This window comes from Pseudomonas sp. NFPP07 (assembly GCF_900115645.1).
GTDB classification, from domain to species: Bacteria; Pseudomonadota; Gammaproteobacteria; order Pseudomonadales; family Pseudomonadaceae; genus Aquipseudomonas; species Aquipseudomonas chlororaphis.
In genome coordinates this window covers 324,958-338,086 of sequence record NZ_FOXG01000004.1, presented here as the reverse complement: position 1 = coordinate 338,086, position 13,129 = coordinate 324,958, and the positions used below count along the sequence as shown (strand labels likewise).

The 13,129-nt window shown below is 64.7% G+C and carries 15 protein-coding genes; 6 read left to right on the top strand and 9 right to left on the bottom strand.

Annotated elements, in window-relative coordinates; all coding sequences use genetic code 11:
* Positions 1–107: 107 nt before the first annotated feature.
* Positions 108–896, top strand: a complete 789-nt coding sequence (locus tag BM019_RS12705) for a DeoR/GlpR family DNA-binding transcription regulator (protein WP_007924902.1) — start codon at positions 108–110, stop codon at positions 894–896.
* Between the two features lie 126 nt (positions 897–1,022).
* Here BM019_RS12705 and BM019_RS12700 read toward each other — a convergent pair whose 3' ends face one another.
* The gene (locus BM019_RS12700; protein ID WP_092418455.1) at positions 1,023–1,964 is read right to left on the bottom strand and encodes a class I SAM-dependent methyltransferase; all 942 of its coding nucleotides are present in this window, start codon (positions 1,962–1,964) and stop codon (positions 1,023–1,025) included.
* A 140-nt stretch (positions 1,965–2,104) separates the two neighbouring features.
* Between BM019_RS12700 and BM019_RS31180 the strand changes: the two genes are divergently transcribed.
* Positions 2,105–2,236 carry a hypothetical protein gene (locus BM019_RS31180; protein ID WP_256596225.1) on the top strand — a complete coding sequence of 44 codons (132 nt, stop codon included), beginning with the start codon at positions 2,105–2,107 and terminating at the stop codon, positions 2,234–2,236.
* Between the two features lie 296 nt (positions 2,237–2,532).
* Positions 2,533–4,209: an MFS transporter gene (locus BM019_RS12695; protein ID WP_062825395.1), complete on the top strand. Its 1,677-nt coding sequence runs from the start codon at positions 2,533–2,535 to the stop codon at positions 4,207–4,209.
* A 69-nt stretch (positions 4,210–4,278) separates the two neighbouring features.
* Here BM019_RS12695 and BM019_RS12690 read toward each other — a convergent pair whose 3' ends face one another.
* Positions 4,279–4,665, bottom strand: a complete 387-nt coding sequence (locus BM019_RS12690; protein WP_092418454.1) for a VOC family protein — start codon at positions 4,663–4,665, stop codon at positions 4,279–4,281.
* Between the two features lie 229 nt (positions 4,666–4,894).
* On the opposite strand from BM019_RS12690, the gene BM019_RS12685 reads away from it, so the two are divergent.
* Entirely contained in the window at positions 4,895–5,275 is a 381-nt protein-coding gene (locus BM019_RS12685) for a RidA family protein (protein ID WP_009043240.1), read from the top strand.
* 118 nt (positions 5,276–5,393) lie between these two features.
* Entirely contained in the window at positions 5,394–7,382 is a 1,989-nt protein-coding gene (locus BM019_RS12680) for a peptidase U32 family protein (RefSeq protein WP_092418453.1), read from the top strand.
* Between the two features lie 113 nt (positions 7,383–7,495).
* Here the strand turns inward: BM019_RS12680 and BM019_RS12675 are convergent, their stop codons facing one another.
* Positions 7,496–8,041 (bottom strand): thioesterase family protein, encoded by a 546-nt coding sequence (locus BM019_RS12675; protein ID WP_009043242.1) that lies wholly within the window; start codon positions 8,039–8,041, stop codon positions 7,496–7,498.
* 106 nt (positions 8,042–8,147) lie between these two features.
* Here BM019_RS12675 and BM019_RS12670 point away from each other — a divergent pair, with 106 nt between their 5' ends.
* Positions 8,148–9,113, top strand: coding sequence for a GlxA family transcriptional regulator (locus BM019_RS12670; protein WP_009043243.1), 966 nt, complete (start codon positions 8,148–8,150; stop codon positions 9,111–9,113).
* A gap of 122 nt (positions 9,114–9,235) precedes the next feature.
* Here the strand turns inward: BM019_RS12670 and BM019_RS12665 are convergent, their stop codons facing one another.
* The 6 genes from BM019_RS12665 to BM019_RS12640 all read right to left on the bottom strand — a co-directional run bounded on the left by BM019_RS12665 (position 9,236) and on the right by BM019_RS12640 (position 13,081).
* A complete protein-coding gene (locus BM019_RS12665; RefSeq protein ID WP_092418452.1) occupies positions 9,236–9,676 on the bottom strand; it encodes a GNAT family N-acetyltransferase in 441 nt (146 codons plus the stop codon).
* Positions 9,677–9,691: 15 nt separating this feature from the next.
* Positions 9,692–10,090: a hypothetical protein gene (locus BM019_RS12660; protein ID WP_007924960.1), complete on the bottom strand. Its 399-nt coding sequence runs from the start codon at positions 10,088–10,090 to the stop codon at positions 9,692–9,694.
* Positions 10,091–10,205: 115 nt separating this feature from the next.
* Positions 10,206–10,571: a DUF2784 domain-containing protein gene (locus tag BM019_RS12655; protein WP_092418451.1), complete on the bottom strand. Its 366-nt coding sequence runs from the start codon at positions 10,569–10,571 to the stop codon at positions 10,206–10,208.
* A 36-nt stretch (positions 10,572–10,607) separates the two neighbouring features.
* Positions 10,608–11,327, bottom strand: coding sequence for a phosphatidylcholine synthase (pcsA, locus tag BM019_RS12650; protein ID WP_007924962.1), 720 nt, complete (start codon positions 11,325–11,327; stop codon positions 10,608–10,610).
* Between the two features lie 303 nt (positions 11,328–11,630).
* On the bottom strand, positions 11,631–12,227 hold the full coding sequence (locus BM019_RS12645) for an NADPH-dependent FMN reductase (RefSeq protein ID WP_092418450.1): 597 nt from the start codon (positions 12,225–12,227) through the stop codon (positions 11,631–11,633).
* A complete protein-coding gene (locus BM019_RS12640) occupies positions 12,224–13,081 on the bottom strand; it encodes a sterol desaturase family protein (RefSeq protein ID WP_092418449.1) in 858 nt (285 codons plus the stop codon). The genes BM019_RS12645 and BM019_RS12640 overlap by 4 nt, the downstream gene beginning before the upstream one ends.
* Positions 13,082–13,129 lie beyond the last annotated feature (48 nt).

The following is a 13,129-nucleotide window of genomic DNA, read 5'->3' as shown; positions in this document are numbered from 1 at the left end:
CCTCAGTAAAGCAAGCCTGGGCCCGGGCGGCCAATGCGCAGGGCCGGCGTTGTGTTTGGGCAAAGCCTTGGCTAATCTCGCATAAACACGCAAAAGCAGGCATAACCATGCAAAACCAGCATTCCATCGCCGAACTGCCCCATGTGCGCCGGCAGAAGATCCTGTTGCTGCTCGAACGCGACGGCAAGGTCATGGCGTCCGAGCTGGGCCAGCATTTCGCGGTCTCCGAGGACACCATCCGCCGCGACCTGGCGGAACTGGCCGATGCCGGGCTGCTGCAACGGGTGCACGGCGGCGCGCTGCCACGACCCAAGGACACCGGCAAGGATGTGTTCACCCGCCTGGGCGAAAGCAGCGAGGTCAAGCGCCACCTGGCCAGGCTCGGCGCGCAGCGGGTGCAGGAAGGGCAGATCGTGATGTTCGACTCGGGCTCGACCACGCTGCTGATCGCCCAGTCGCTACCTGCCGATATCGGCATCACCGCGGTCACCGCTTCGCCGCTGATCGCCGTCGCCCTGGCCGAATACCCGCGCAGCCAGGTGATTCTCGCCGGCGGCCGGCTCAACCCGGCGACCCTGTCTTCCGGCGGCCATGAGGCGGTACGCCTGATCCAGGGCATCCGCGCCGACCTGCTGTTCACCGGGGTGTGCGCGATTCACCCGGAGGTCGGCATCACCTCGCTGCACTTCGATGAGGTACCGGTGAAGCAGGCCTTGCTCGACAGCGCGTCCCAGGTCATCGCGGTGACCACCGCCGACAAGCTCGGCGCGGTGGAACCCTTCGCCGTGGCGCCATGCAATCGCCTGCATACGCTGATCACCGAGCAGCACCTGGCCTCGGGCAGCATCGAGGACTACCGGCGCCTGGGCATCGAGGTGGTGCAGGCGCCGGTGTGACGGCAGCGGGAGGTGCCGGGCTTTATGACCTGGCATCCGCGCATTCATCATGACGCGCCCCCAGGGCCTGGGGCGGTGGATTGCGAGGGCGGACCTGCGGCAAGCCCGGCCTGAACCGCCGCGGGCTTATTCGACCCGGCGGAAGACCAGGGCCTTCAAGCCGCTCTCGATATCGCTATCGGGAAACTCCGGCGGGTTGTCCAGGCGTTGCTCGAAGCGCAGGCCCGGGGCCTCGCGGGTGACGCCGTCGATCAGGAAGTCCGAGCCGACGGCCGGGTCGTTCATGCAGGCCAGCACGCAGCCGTCGGCGGTGAGCAATTCCGGCAGGCGCCGCAGCACCCGGGCGTAGTCCTTGGTCAGCAGGAAGCTGCCTTTCTGGAAGGACGGCGGGTCGATGATCACCAGGTCGTAGGGGCCGCCGCTTTTCACTTTGCTCCAGGACTTGAACAGGTCGTGGCCGAGAAAGCTCACCCGGCCCAGGTCGTGGCCGTTGAGCCGGTGATTGTCGCGGCCACGGCTCAGGGCCGCGCGCGACATGTCGAGGTTGACCACATGGGTCGCGCCGCCTTCGATGGCCGCCACCGAGAAGCCGCAGGTGTAGGCGAACAGGTTCAGCACGCGCTTGCCCCGGGCATTGGCGCGCACCCAGTTGCGACCGTAGCGCATGTCGAGAAACAGGCCGTTGTTCTGCTTCTGGCCCAGGTCCACCCGATAGCGCAGGCCTTCCTCGACCAGGGTCCATTCCTCGATAGGTTCGCCCACCAGCCAGTCCACCGGGCTTTGCAGCTGATAACGGTGTTGCAGCAGCAGGGTATGGGCGCCACAGGCCTGCCACTCGGGCGAGGTGCTGAGTGCCAGCAGCAACTGCTTGAGCGCCTCCAACTGCTGCGGCTCTGGCTCCTTGAACAGCGCCACCAGCACCACGCCCTGCAGCCAGTCCACGGTCAGTTGCTCCAGCCCTGGCCAGCAACGCCCGCGGCCATGGAACAGGCGCCGGGTTTCCGCCGGAGCGCAGGCCAGGGCTGTCAGCAGGTGGTGGTGCAGGATGGAGAGGGCGTCGGGGTTCATCGAAGGAGGGCCGGCAATAAAAGGGCGGGCATTTTAAACACAAATGCCGCGTGGGGAACGCGGCAAGTCAGTGGCCGGCACCCGTGCCGATGGCCGGGGCTATGTCGAGCGGGGCTGCCGATCAGGTGTGGAACAGGGCGATGGCAAAGGAAACCACGATCATGCAGGCGACCGCAAAATTGATATTCATGACGTACTTGTCCGACGGTATTGAAGGTGGCGCCATTCTGAAGGCATCGGCGGAAAATGAAAAATCCGCTTTCATGATTTGAATGATCGACGGCCGTGATGATTGGCGGCGGCGTGGCAGGGGGGCCCTTAGGCAGCGGGCGAGTGGATATCTGCGTGAAGCTGATTATGCTTCAGGGAAACCTGGCAGCGATGCGAGGCCGTCAGTCTGTTTCCATGCTTTGTGCAATCCGTAGTTCGATGAGCTTCAGTTCGGTGACATCAGTTCGGTGAACATCTGTTCAATGAGCTTCAGTTCGATGACATCAGCCCAGGGCCTGGGTGCGGCAAGGGTAGTAAGGCACTCCGGCCTATAACAAGAACAAGACGGAGAACCCTCATGCCGGCAATCGACAGTACAACCACGGGCAGCGCGCCCAACCGCGGGATCACCAGGGAGGAACGCAAGGTCATTTTCGCCTCGTCCCTGGGCACCGTATTCGAGTGGTACGACTTTTACCTCTACGGCTCTCTCGCCGCGATCATCGCCAAGCACTTCTTTGCTGGCGTCAACGAAACCACCTCCTTCATCTTCGCCCTCCTGGCATTCGCCGCGGGCTTTGCCGTGCGACCGTTCGGCGCGATCGTGTTCGGCCGCCTGGGCGACATGATCGGGCGCAAGCACACCTTTCTCATCACCATTGTGATCATGGGTGTCTCCACCGCCGTGGTCGGGCTGCTGCCCAGCTATACGACCATCGGCGTGGCGGCGCCGATCATCCTGATCAGCCTGCGCTTGCTGCAGGGCCTGGCCCTGGGCGGTGAGTACGGCGGGGCGGCGACCTATGTGGCCGAGCATGCCCCCAAGGGCAAGCGCGGCTACTTCACGTCGTGGATCCAGACCACGGCGACCCTGGGCCTGTTCCTGTCGCTGCTGGTGATCCTCGCCTGCCGCACGATTCTCGGCACCGAAGCCTTCGAGGCCTGGGGCTGGCGGATTCCCTTCCTGCTGTCGATCCTGCTGCTGATCGTCTCGGTGTACATCCGCCTGCAGCTGAGCGAGTCGCCGGTGTTCCAGAAGATGAAGGCCGAAGGCAAGTCGTCCAAGGCGCCGCTGACCGAGTCCTTCGCCCGCTGGGACAACCTCAAGATCGTGATCATGGCGCTGCTCGGCGGCACCGCCGGCCAGGCGGTGGTCTGGTACACCGGGCAGTTCTACGCGCTGTTCTTCCTGCTGCAGACGCTCAAGATCGACCCGCAGACCGCCAACCTGCTGATCGCCGGCTCGCTGCTGATCGGCACGCCGTTCTTCATCCTGTTCGGCAGCCTGTCGGACCGCATCGGTCGCAAGGGCATCATCATGGCCGGCTGTGTCCTCGCGGCGCTGACCTACTTTCCGATCTTCAAGGCGCTGACCGAATACGGTAACCCCGAGGTGTTCAGCGCCCAGGAGCGCAACCCGGTCACGGTGATCGCCGATCCTAGCCAGTGCTCGTTCCAGTTCGACCCGGTGGGCAAGGCCAAATTCACCAGTTCCTGCGACCTGGCCAAGAGCGTGCTGGCAAAGAAAGCCATCCCTTACGCGAACGAGAAGGCCGAGCCCGGCGCCGTGGCGCGGATCCGGATCGGCGACAAGGTGCTGCCGAGCTTCGAAGGCACCGGCATGCCGGCCGCCGACTTCAAGGCGCAGAACGATGCCTTCGTCGCCACCCTGGGCAGCGCCCTCAAGGACGCCGGCTACCCCGAGAAGGCCGACCCGGCCAAGACCAACTACCCGGCGGTGCTGGCATTGCTGACCCTGCTGGTGATCTACGTGACCATGGTCTACGGCCCGATCGCCGCCTGGCTGGTGGAGCTGTTCCCGGCGCGCATCCGCTACACCTCGATGTCGCTGCCATATCACATCGGCAACGGCTGGTTCGGCGGCTTCCTGCCGACGGTGGCGTTCGCCATGGTGGCGGCCACCGGGGACATCTACTACGGGCTCTGGTACCCGATCGTCATCGCGGTGATGACGGCGATCCTGGGCACCTTGTTCCTGCCGGAAACCAAGGACCGGGATATTCACCACACCTGAAGGTCTTCACCCGTCCTCTCCCGCAAGGGAGAGGACCCGTTTGTTTTCAGCTCGCCGCGCTGGGGCTGTTCAGTTTTGCTGGACGATCTGGATCAGGTTGCCGCAGGTGTCGTCGAAGACCGCGAGGGTCACCGGGCCGGCGACCGTCGGCGGCCGGGTGAACTGCACGCCCAGGGCGCTCAGCCGGGCATATTCGGCGTGCACATCCTCGACCCCGAAGAAAGTGAAGGGGATGCCGTCCTGCTTGAGCGCCGAGGTGAATGGCTTGGCGGCCGGGTGGGCGTCGGGCTCCAGCAGCAATTCGACGCCGTCGGGGTCGCCGGGCGAGGTCAGCGTCAGCCAGCGATGCTCGCCCATGGCGATGTCGTGCTTGAGCTGAAAACCCAGCACATCCCGGTAGAAGGCCAGGGCCTTGGCCTGGTCGTCGACGACCACGCTGGTGATGACGATCTTCATGGGTTTGTTCTCCGTATTGATGCGCGAATGGCCAGCAGGATATCGAGGGCCTGTCGGCGATAAATGCCTGACAGGGATAATAGTCGGGCAGCAGCGTCGCCCTCGCCCTGGAGTGTTACAGGCTGCCAGCGGGCGAGGAGGGCGGGCCGGGTTTTCCCGCCGATTCCCGCACGACCCGGCGCCGGGGCTGTAAACTGGCGCCCTTTATCCCCTCGAACAAGAGAGCCCCATGGCCAATCACGATATCGATTTCATTCCCGATCCCGACGCGGACTCCATCTCTTCCGACGTTGCCGGTTTCGCCGGCATCCTGGTCTCCACCCAGATCCCCACCCGTGCCGACGGCAGCCTGGAGCTGGGCGACATCACTGCGCAGAGCGAGTGCACCCTGCAGGCGCTCAAGGTGGCCCTGGAAAAGGCCGGCAGCTCCATGGACCGGGTCCTGCACCTGACCATCTACCTCACCGACATGGCCGAGCGCGCGGCGTTCAACGAGGTCTACCAGCGCTTCTTCGCCAAGCCCTGGCCGGTGCGCGCCGCCGTTGGCGTGGCGTCCCTGGCGGTCGAAGGCATGCGTGTGGAAGTCACCGCGATGGCGGCCAAGGGCTGAGTTTGCGGCGTTATCCGGTGGTGCCGCTCGGCGAGTGGGCGCCACCGGGCAGTACACGGGTGCCGGTCAGGCGTTTCGCCGCTACAATGCGCGCCTCGACGAGCCTGACTAAAAAAATATGTCCTTGCCCAAGCATCACCTGGAATTGCTCAGCCCTGCCCGCGATGTCGCCATCGCCCGCGAGGCCATCCTGCACGGCGCCGACGCCGTGTACATCGGCGGCCCGAGCTTCGGCGCGCGCCACAACGCCTGCAACGAAGTGAGCGAAATCGCCGAGCTGGTGGAGTTCGCCCGCCGTTACCACGCGCGGATCTTCACCACCATCAACACCATCCTCCACGACAACGAGCTGGAGCCGGCGCGCAAGCTGATCCACCAGCTGTACGACGCGGGCGTCGATGCGTTGATCGTCCAGGACCTGGGCGTGATGGAGCTGGACATTCCGCCGATCGAGCTGCACGCCAGCACCCAGACCGATATCCGCACCCTGGCCCGGGCCAAGTTCCTCGACCAGGCCGGCTTCTCGCAACTGGTCCTGGCCCGCGAGCTGAACCTGCAGGAAATCCGCGCCATCGCCGACGAGACCGACGCGGCGATCGAGTTCTTCATCCACGGCGCGCTGTGCGTGGCCTTCTCCGGCCAGTGCAACATCTCCCATGCGCAGACCGGCCGCAGCGCCAACCGTGGCGACTGCTCCCAGGCCTGCCGCCTGCCGTACACCCTCAAGGACGAAAAGGGCGGGGTGATCGCCTACGAGAAGCACCTGCTGTCGATGAAGGACAACAACCAGAGCGCCAACATCCGCGCCCTGGTGGAAGCCGGCGTGCGTTCGTTCAAGATCGAAGGGCGCTACAAGGACATGGGCTATGTGAAGAACATCACCGCCTACTACCGCCAGCGCCTGGACGACGTGCTCGAAGACCGGATCGACCTGGCCCGCGCTTCCAGCGGCCGCACCGCGCACTTCTTCCTGCCCGACCCGGAAAAGACTTTCCACCGCGGCAGCACCGATTATTTCGTCACCGATCGCAAGATCGACATTGGCGCCTTCGACTCGCCGACCTTTACCGGCTTGCCGGTGGGCGTGGTCGAGAAGGTCGCCAAGCGCGACCTGCACGTGGTGACCCATGAGCCGCTGTCCAACGGCGACGGCCTCAACGTGCTGGTCAAGCGCGAAGTGGTGGGTTTCCGCGCCAACATCGCCGAGCCCAAGGGCGAGTTCGAAGAGGACGGCGAGAAGCGCTATCGCTATCGCGTCGAGCCCAACGAGATGCCGGAAGGCCTGTACAAGCTGCGGCCGAACCACCCGCTGAACCGAAACCTCGATCACAACTGGCAGCAGGCCCTGCAGAAGACTTCGTCCGAGCGCCGCGTGGCCCTGAGCTGGGTCGCGCGCCTGCGCGAAGAACAGCTGAAAGTGACCGCGACCAGCGAAGAAGGCATCAGCGCCAGCGTGACCCTGAACGGCCCGTTCGGCGTCGCCAACAAGCCGGAACAGGCGCTGGAGCAGCTGCGCGACCTGCTCGGCCAGCTCGGCACCACGCAGTACCACGCTATCGACATCAAGCTCGATGCGCCGCAGGCATTCTTCATCCCCAACTCGCAGCTCAAGGCCTTGCGCCGTGAAGTGATCGAAGCCTTGACCGCCGCGCGGATCGCCGCTCACCCGCGTGGCAGCCGCAAGGCCGAGACCACGCCGCCACCGGTGTACCCGGAATCGCATCTGTCGTTCCTGGCCAACGTCTACAACCAGAAGGCCCGCGATTTCTATCACCGCCATGGGGTGAAGCTGATCGATGCGGCCTACGAGGCCCACGAAGAGGCCGGCGAAGTGCCGGTGATGATCACCAAGCACTGCCTGCGTTTCTCCTTCAACCTGTGCCCGAAACAGGCCAAGGGGGTCACCGGCGTGCGCACCAAGGTGGCGCCGATGCAGCTGATTCACGGTGACGAAGTGCTGACCCTGAAGTTCGACTGCAAACCGTGCGAGATGCACATCATCGGCAAGATGAAAGGCCACATCCTCAACATGCCGCAACCGGGCAGCGTGGTCGGCCATATCAGCCCCGAAGACCTGCTCAAGACCATCCCTCGCGCCCCGCACTGAGTGGCGGGCGGGCGCGGTGCCTCGGCGTCGCGCTCGCTCAAGCGCTGGCTGTCGCGCAACAACGCCATTGTCGACCTGGGTCGGCAATGGCGTTGTTGTTTCAGCGAACCGCCTTAACGCGCTGGATCTTCCTCGGCGCGCAACTGAACGCTCATGTCGTCGCAGCTTTGCGACCAGTCTTGCAGCCACTGTGGCAACTCGGGCGAGATGTCTATGCCCAGTTCGTGGACGAACTCGCCGGGGGCGATGGTGCCTTTGGCCGAGCGGAACAGCCCGCGCATCACCACCACGCCGATCACCCGGCCTTTGCTCACGAAGCGGTGTTCCATAAAGCTCCATTTCTCGTCCCAGCCGAGGATCCGGCTATGGATCTCGAAGGCTTCGAACAGCTTCAGTTCACGGCGGAACTTGCCCCACACATCGCCAACGATCGGCACGGCCCTATGGCGCAGGGCCACGCGATAGGCGCCGCTGCGCAGGACGAAGTCCATGCGCCCGAGGTCGGCCAGGGTGAAGTAGCGGCCATTGGTGACATGGCGGTTGAGGTCGAGGTCGAGCGGCCAGACGCGCATGCGCACGACGGTGGTGGCCAGGCCTTCGACCGGCTTGCGCCACGGACGACGAAACAGCATGAGCAGCATGCGGAACCAGAGATTCATGAGTACACCGATGATTGAAAGGATGGCCGCACTTTAGGCAAGGGGGATCGGCTAAGCTAGGTGCGCAAATGACATTTTTCATGCGAAAAGCGCAACGGAATCCACTATGCACGTCACCTTGCTCCTGGCCGATCACTGTTCCGCCGCCAGCGCCACCCTGGCCCTGGAAGTGCTGAGCGCCGCCAACCTGTTCGCCGACAGCGCCAGCGCGCCGTTCGAGGTGGTGGTCGCTTCGCTCGATGGCGCCGATGTCAGCGCCTGGGGCGGGCAGGCGCTGCGGGTGCAGCGTTCGGTGGCCGAGATCGCCCGGACCGACCTGGTGCTGATCCCCGGTTTTCTCTTCACCTTGAAGGAAGCCTTGCCGGCATTTGCCAGGCATGGGCCCTGGTTGCGGCAACAGCATGCCCAAGGCGCGGTGCTGGCCTCGATGTGCACCGCCACCTTCCTGCTGGCTGAAGCCGGCCTATTGAAGGGCGCCCGCGCCACCACCCACTGGGCTTTTGCCGAGCTGTTCCGGCGGCGTTATGCCGGGGTCGAGCTGGATGAGGGGCAGCTTCTCTGCGAGGACGATCGCCTGATCACCAGCGGCGGCGCGAGCGCGGCCATGGACCTGCTGCTGCATTTGGTGCGGCGTTTCGCCTCCCTGGAGCTGGCGCAGAAGTGCGGCAAGTACCTGCTGATCGACAAGGTGCGCAGCGAGCAGTCGGTCTATGTCATGTGGTCGTTGCCCAAGAGCCATGGCGATGGCGAGATCCTGCGGGTGCAGGACTGGCTGGAGGAACACTTCGACCAGCCGCTGCTGATCGACGACACGGCCCGGCGCTTCGGCTTTGGCGTGCGGAACTTCAAGCGCCGCTTCAAGGAGGCCACCGGCTACACGCCCCTGGCCTATCTGCAGACCCTGCGCCTGGAAAAGGCCAAGGAGCTGCTGGAATCCACGCGCATGACCCTGGACAGCATCACCTACAAGGTGGGCTACGAAGACAGCAACTCGTTTCGCCGGCTGTTCCAGCAACGGGTCGGCCTGCTGCCGGCGGCGTACCGCAAGAAGTTCCAGGCCGGTGCGAGTTGATTCGTAGGCGAGTGCCGAAGCTTGCGCTTCTGTAGGAGCGCAGCTTGCGCGCGAAGAACGCTAACGCGATGGGGCAGGCGTTCGGCGGCGTGGCCAGCGCGGGCCTAGGCAGCCCTGGCCGCCTACAAGGCCTTGCTCATAAAGACCCGGCTGCTGCCTTCGGGATCGCAGGCGACCTCGCCGAAGCGTTGCCAGCCGTGTTTTTCATAGAACGACGGCGCCTGGAAGCTCAGGGTGTAGAGCACGGCCGAGCGGCAGCCGCGGCGCCGGCCTTCGTCTTCGCAGGCTTGCAGCAGTCGGGCGCCGAGGCCCGCGCCGCGCAGGCTGTCGGGCAGGTAGAACAGGTCGATGAACAGCAGGCCCAGGGAGGTGCGCCCGCTGATGCCGCCCAGGACCTGGCCGGTCTCCGGGTCCTTGAGTTCCACGGCCAGCGGCTGGCGATCGTTGTAGCCGGTCATCTGCTCGTTGAAGGCGGCGAGGCCTTGGCCGAGCAGGGTTTCGAAGGTGCTGTCGATGGTGTCGCTGATAACGATCAAGGGGCTGGCCGTGACGGCGGGTTTCATAGGGAACATTCCAGTTCAGGCGTCGCGCAACAGGTCGTGGGCGTCGAGCAGGCGGTAGGCGATTTCCGGGTTCTTTTCCAGGCCGCGGCGGATCGCGGCGGGGATCGACTGGCGGGTCTTGCGGCACAGGCCCGGCAGCTCGTCGAGCTGGATGGCGATGCCGCGCATGCTGCGCACTTCGTTGAAACTGGGGGCGATCTGTACGCGGATGCCCAGCAGTTCGTACATCCGCCGCTGCATGTGTTCGAGGTCGCTCAGGCTTTGCAGGTTTTCCAGCCGCTCGAGCAGGCGCTTTTCTTCCTGGCGGGTCAGGCCGAGGATGCGCAGGTCGGTGCCAGGGGTTTGCAGCAGGCGCTCGCGCTCGCAATCGCAGGCGCCGGGAGGGCAGGGCTGGCGGATCTGGAAATCGGGCATCTATGGACTCCACTCGAAGCGATCGCGGATCGCCGTTGCCCATGGGGTTGCCTGGAAATATACACAGACGGGGCAGGCTGTGGCGCGGGATTCGCCAGCCACGCCGTCGGTTTTTTCAAGGCTGCCGGCGCCGCCACAACAGGCGCCCGTAGACCAGGACGTTGATCAGCAGCACCAGCGCGCCGAGGCCCAGCTGGATCTGCGGCGTCAGCCCGGCCGGGTAGATCAGCGGGATCAGGTAGTGTTCGATGAAACCGTCGCCATACCCCTGCTGGCCGGCACCGTGGCGCAGGCGGTTTTCCCACTCGGTCAGCGGGCAGGGCAGGTGGAAAACTTCGACCGCCACGCCCCAGGTCGCGGCGGGCAGGTGCAGCCAGGCCAGGCGCGGCCACTTGAGCACCAGCAGGCCGCCGAAGAGTACGAACAGGATAAAGGCCAGGTGCAGCGATACCAGGGCGTCAGCGGCGAAGCGGTAGAGCATGTCGAGTCTCGTTGCGGTCAGGGATACAGCAGGGGTTCAGGTTCGCGCGCGGTCGAACCAGCCCAGCGCGGTGCGCCAGATGCAGATGCCCAGGAAGTACGCCGACATGGCCAGCCACAAGCCCATCACCCACGGGCCATTGTAGGGATGGTTGATCACCAGCGATAGGCTGCACAGCAGCCAGATGGCGGTCACCGCGATGTTCACCGGCATGAAGCGGCGCACGCGGAAGGGGTGCAGGAATTTCATCCGGGTCAGGGTCAGCAGCGCCAGGACCACGATGCTCGACAGGCTTAGCCAGGGTGTCGGGGCAAGGATGTACAGCGCCAGCGCCACCACGTTCCAGGCCGCGGGAAAGCCGACGAAATAGTTGTCCTTGCTCTTCATGTTGACGTTGCAGAAGCAGAACAGCGACGACACCAGGATCACCGAGGTCGCCAGCAGCGCGCTGTAGTCCGGCAGCGGGATGTAGCGATAGATGAACAGCGCCGGGATGAACACATAGGTCAGGTAGTCGATCACCAGGTCCAGCACCGAGCCGTCGAAATGCGGCAGCACCGACTGCACATTGACCTTGCGCGCCAGCGAGCCGTCGACCCCATCGACGATCAGCGCCACGCCCAGCCACAGCAGGCAGGCCTTGGGCTGGTTGTCGAACAGCGCCAGGGTGGCTAGAAAGGCCGTGACCACGCCGGTCGCGGTGAAACCATGGGCGCCCCAGGCTTTGAGACTGGCGATGTGTCGGGTCGTTATCACGGGCGTTCTCCAGGAAATGAAACCAGCCGTGCGACGCCCCATTGGAAGAAACGGGGGCTGATCGCCAAACCTGGCCAGATTGCATCTATCGACCGGGCAGGCGGCGATAAGGTTCACCCTTGCCCGTGTCTTTGTCAGGCCGCTCATGGACTTGCCCGCGTGCAGCAGGGCGCCCAAGCCCGTGACGGCTCCTAAGACTGTAGCCACAGTTTGGCGGGGAAGGGCCCTGGCGAAAGCGAATTTCTTCACGGCGCCGGGGAGGCAGGGCGCCTCGCCGGAGCGGTCACTTCCTGTGTTGCGTGGCTACATTCCGTTGGCGAAGGGCACGGCGCGGATATCGATGCGCGAGCGCAGGTGCTTCAGCGCGCCGGCGTATTCGGCCAGGACTTCCAGGCTCCAGTCGGCGCGGGCGCGCAGGTGGCGTTCTTCAGGCGTGGGCTCGGAATGCGCATTGAATACGCCTTCCACCTGACGAACGATCAGCTGTTCCGGCAGGTAGCAGATCCGGCAGTTCTTGTAGCTGGAGGCCCGCAGCTCGGCGAGCGGGTAGGCGCCGCCCACGCCGGCCGAGACCCCGACCAGCAACGCCGGCTTGTGCCCCAGCTCGGTGTGGCCGGCATACACGAAGAAGTTCTTGATGGCCGGGCAGGCCATGCCGTTCCACTCCGGCGTCACCACCACCAGCGCGTCGGCCTGCAGCAAGCTGGCCGAGTACTGGCTCCAGGCGCTGTTCGAGTCCGGGCTTGGCCAGAGCGGCAAGGGCGAGCGCCCGAGGTCGAGCAGCGTGACCTGCTCGCAGAGTTTCAGTTGGCGCAGGCGTTGGCCCAGGTAATGGGCAACCTTGGCCGACTGGCTGTCGGGCTGGCTGGAGCCGGCGATCAGCACGATATGCAGGCTCATTGCGCCACCTCCTGCGTGGTTTTTTCGGAACGCGCCGCGGGTTTGGGCGAGCGCACCAGCGGCCAGAACAGTTCCTGCTGCCAGCTGATGGGACGCAAATCTTCGATGCCATAGGCGGTGGGGCGGCGGCGGGTGATTTTCGCGGTGCCGAACAGCACATCCCAGAAGAACAGCAGATTGCCGAAATTGCCCTTGTAGTGGGTCACCCCGTCATGGGCGTTCAGGCCGTGGTGGGCGGAGTGGGTGGAAGGGGTCGAGATAGTCCGCTCCAGCAGCCACATCAGCGGGCGCAGGGCGGGGATGCGATAGAGCCTGTCGTCCCAGGCGACGCTGCTGTGGGCGGCGAAGATCACCGTCATCTTGACGATCAGGTAGCCGTAGTAGACCGGCGCCAGGCCCAGGTAGATGAGCACGCCGGAGAGCCAGATGCCCGGCATCAGCAGGTAATAGAAGCTGTTGTTGCGGTAGACGATGCGGATGCTCATGTACGGCGCCGAATGGTGCGCGCGGTGCAGCGCGTAGAGGAACGGCAGGCGGTGGGTCAGGCGATGCCACCAGTACTGGGTCATGTCATCGAGCAGCAGGAACAGCGCCGCGCCCGCCACCCAGTGCAAGTCGCCCAGGCTGTTCTTCAGGGACGGCGCGAAGGTATCGAGCAGCAGGGTGCTGAGGAACATCACCAGGGGGAAGGTGAGGCCCAGCAATAGCGACGAACCGATGATCTCGATCAGCACATCGCGACGCTGACCCTTGGGTTGGCGAAAGCAGGTACAGGCGATTTCCAGGAGGATGAAACCGAGGAAAATCCCGGCCACGACCAGGATTGGATTGTTGGCGAGCATTGTTGTATTCATGGCAATCTCGAGTCAGGCCCGACATGGGCATTGCCCGAACAATAAGAA

What these genes read in the sequence shown, in the direction of transcription:
- BM019_RS12705 (WP_007924902.1), top strand. Translation starts at nt 108, where the DNA reads ATGCAAAACCAGCATTCCATCGCCGAACTGCCCCATGTGCGCCGGCAG.
- BM019_RS12700 (WP_092418455.1), bottom strand. Translation starts at nt 1,964, where the DNA reads ATGAACCCCGACGCCCTCTCCATCCTGCACCACCACCTGCTGACAGCC.
- BM019_RS31180 (WP_256596225.1), top strand. Translation starts at nt 2,105, where the DNA reads ATGGCAAAGGAAACCACGATCATGCAGGCGACCGCAAAATTGATATTC.
- BM019_RS12695 (WP_062825395.1), top strand. Translation starts at nt 2,533, where the DNA reads ATGCCGGCAATCGACAGTACAACCACGGGCAGCGCGCCCAACCGCGGG.
- BM019_RS12690 (WP_092418454.1), bottom strand. Translation starts at nt 4,665, where the DNA reads ATGAAGATCGTCATCACCAGCGTGGTCGTCGACGACCAGGCCAAGGCC.
- BM019_RS12685 (WP_009043240.1), top strand. Translation starts at nt 4,895, where the DNA reads ATGGCCAATCACGATATCGATTTCATTCCCGATCCCGACGCGGACTCC.
- BM019_RS12680 (WP_092418453.1), top strand. Translation starts at nt 5,394, where the DNA reads ATGTCCTTGCCCAAGCATCACCTGGAATTGCTCAGCCCTGCCCGCGAT.
- BM019_RS12675 (WP_009043242.1), bottom strand. Translation starts at nt 8,041, where the DNA reads ATGAATCTCTGGTTCCGCATGCTGCTCATGCTGTTTCGTCGTCCGTGG.
- BM019_RS12670 (WP_009043243.1), top strand. Translation starts at nt 8,148, where the DNA reads ATGCACGTCACCTTGCTCCTGGCCGATCACTGTTCCGCCGCCAGCGCC.
- BM019_RS12665 (WP_092418452.1), bottom strand. Translation starts at nt 9,676, where the DNA reads ATGAAACCCGCCGTCACGGCCAGCCCCTTGATCGTTATCAGCGACACC.
- BM019_RS12660 (WP_007924960.1), bottom strand. Translation starts at nt 10,090, where the DNA reads ATGCCCGATTTCCAGATCCGCCAGCCCTGCCCTCCCGGCGCCTGCGAT.
- BM019_RS12655 (WP_092418451.1), bottom strand. Translation starts at nt 10,571, where the DNA reads ATGCTCTACCGCTTCGCCGCTGACGCCCTGGTATCGCTGCACCTGGCC.
- BM019_RS12645 (WP_092418450.1), bottom strand. Translation starts at nt 12,227, where the DNA reads ATGAGCCTGCATATCGTGCTGATCGCCGGCTCCAGCCAGCCCGACAGC.
- BM019_RS12640 (WP_092418449.1), bottom strand. Translation starts at nt 13,081, where the DNA reads ATGAATACAACAATGCTCGCCAACAATCCAATCCTGGTCGTGGCCGGG.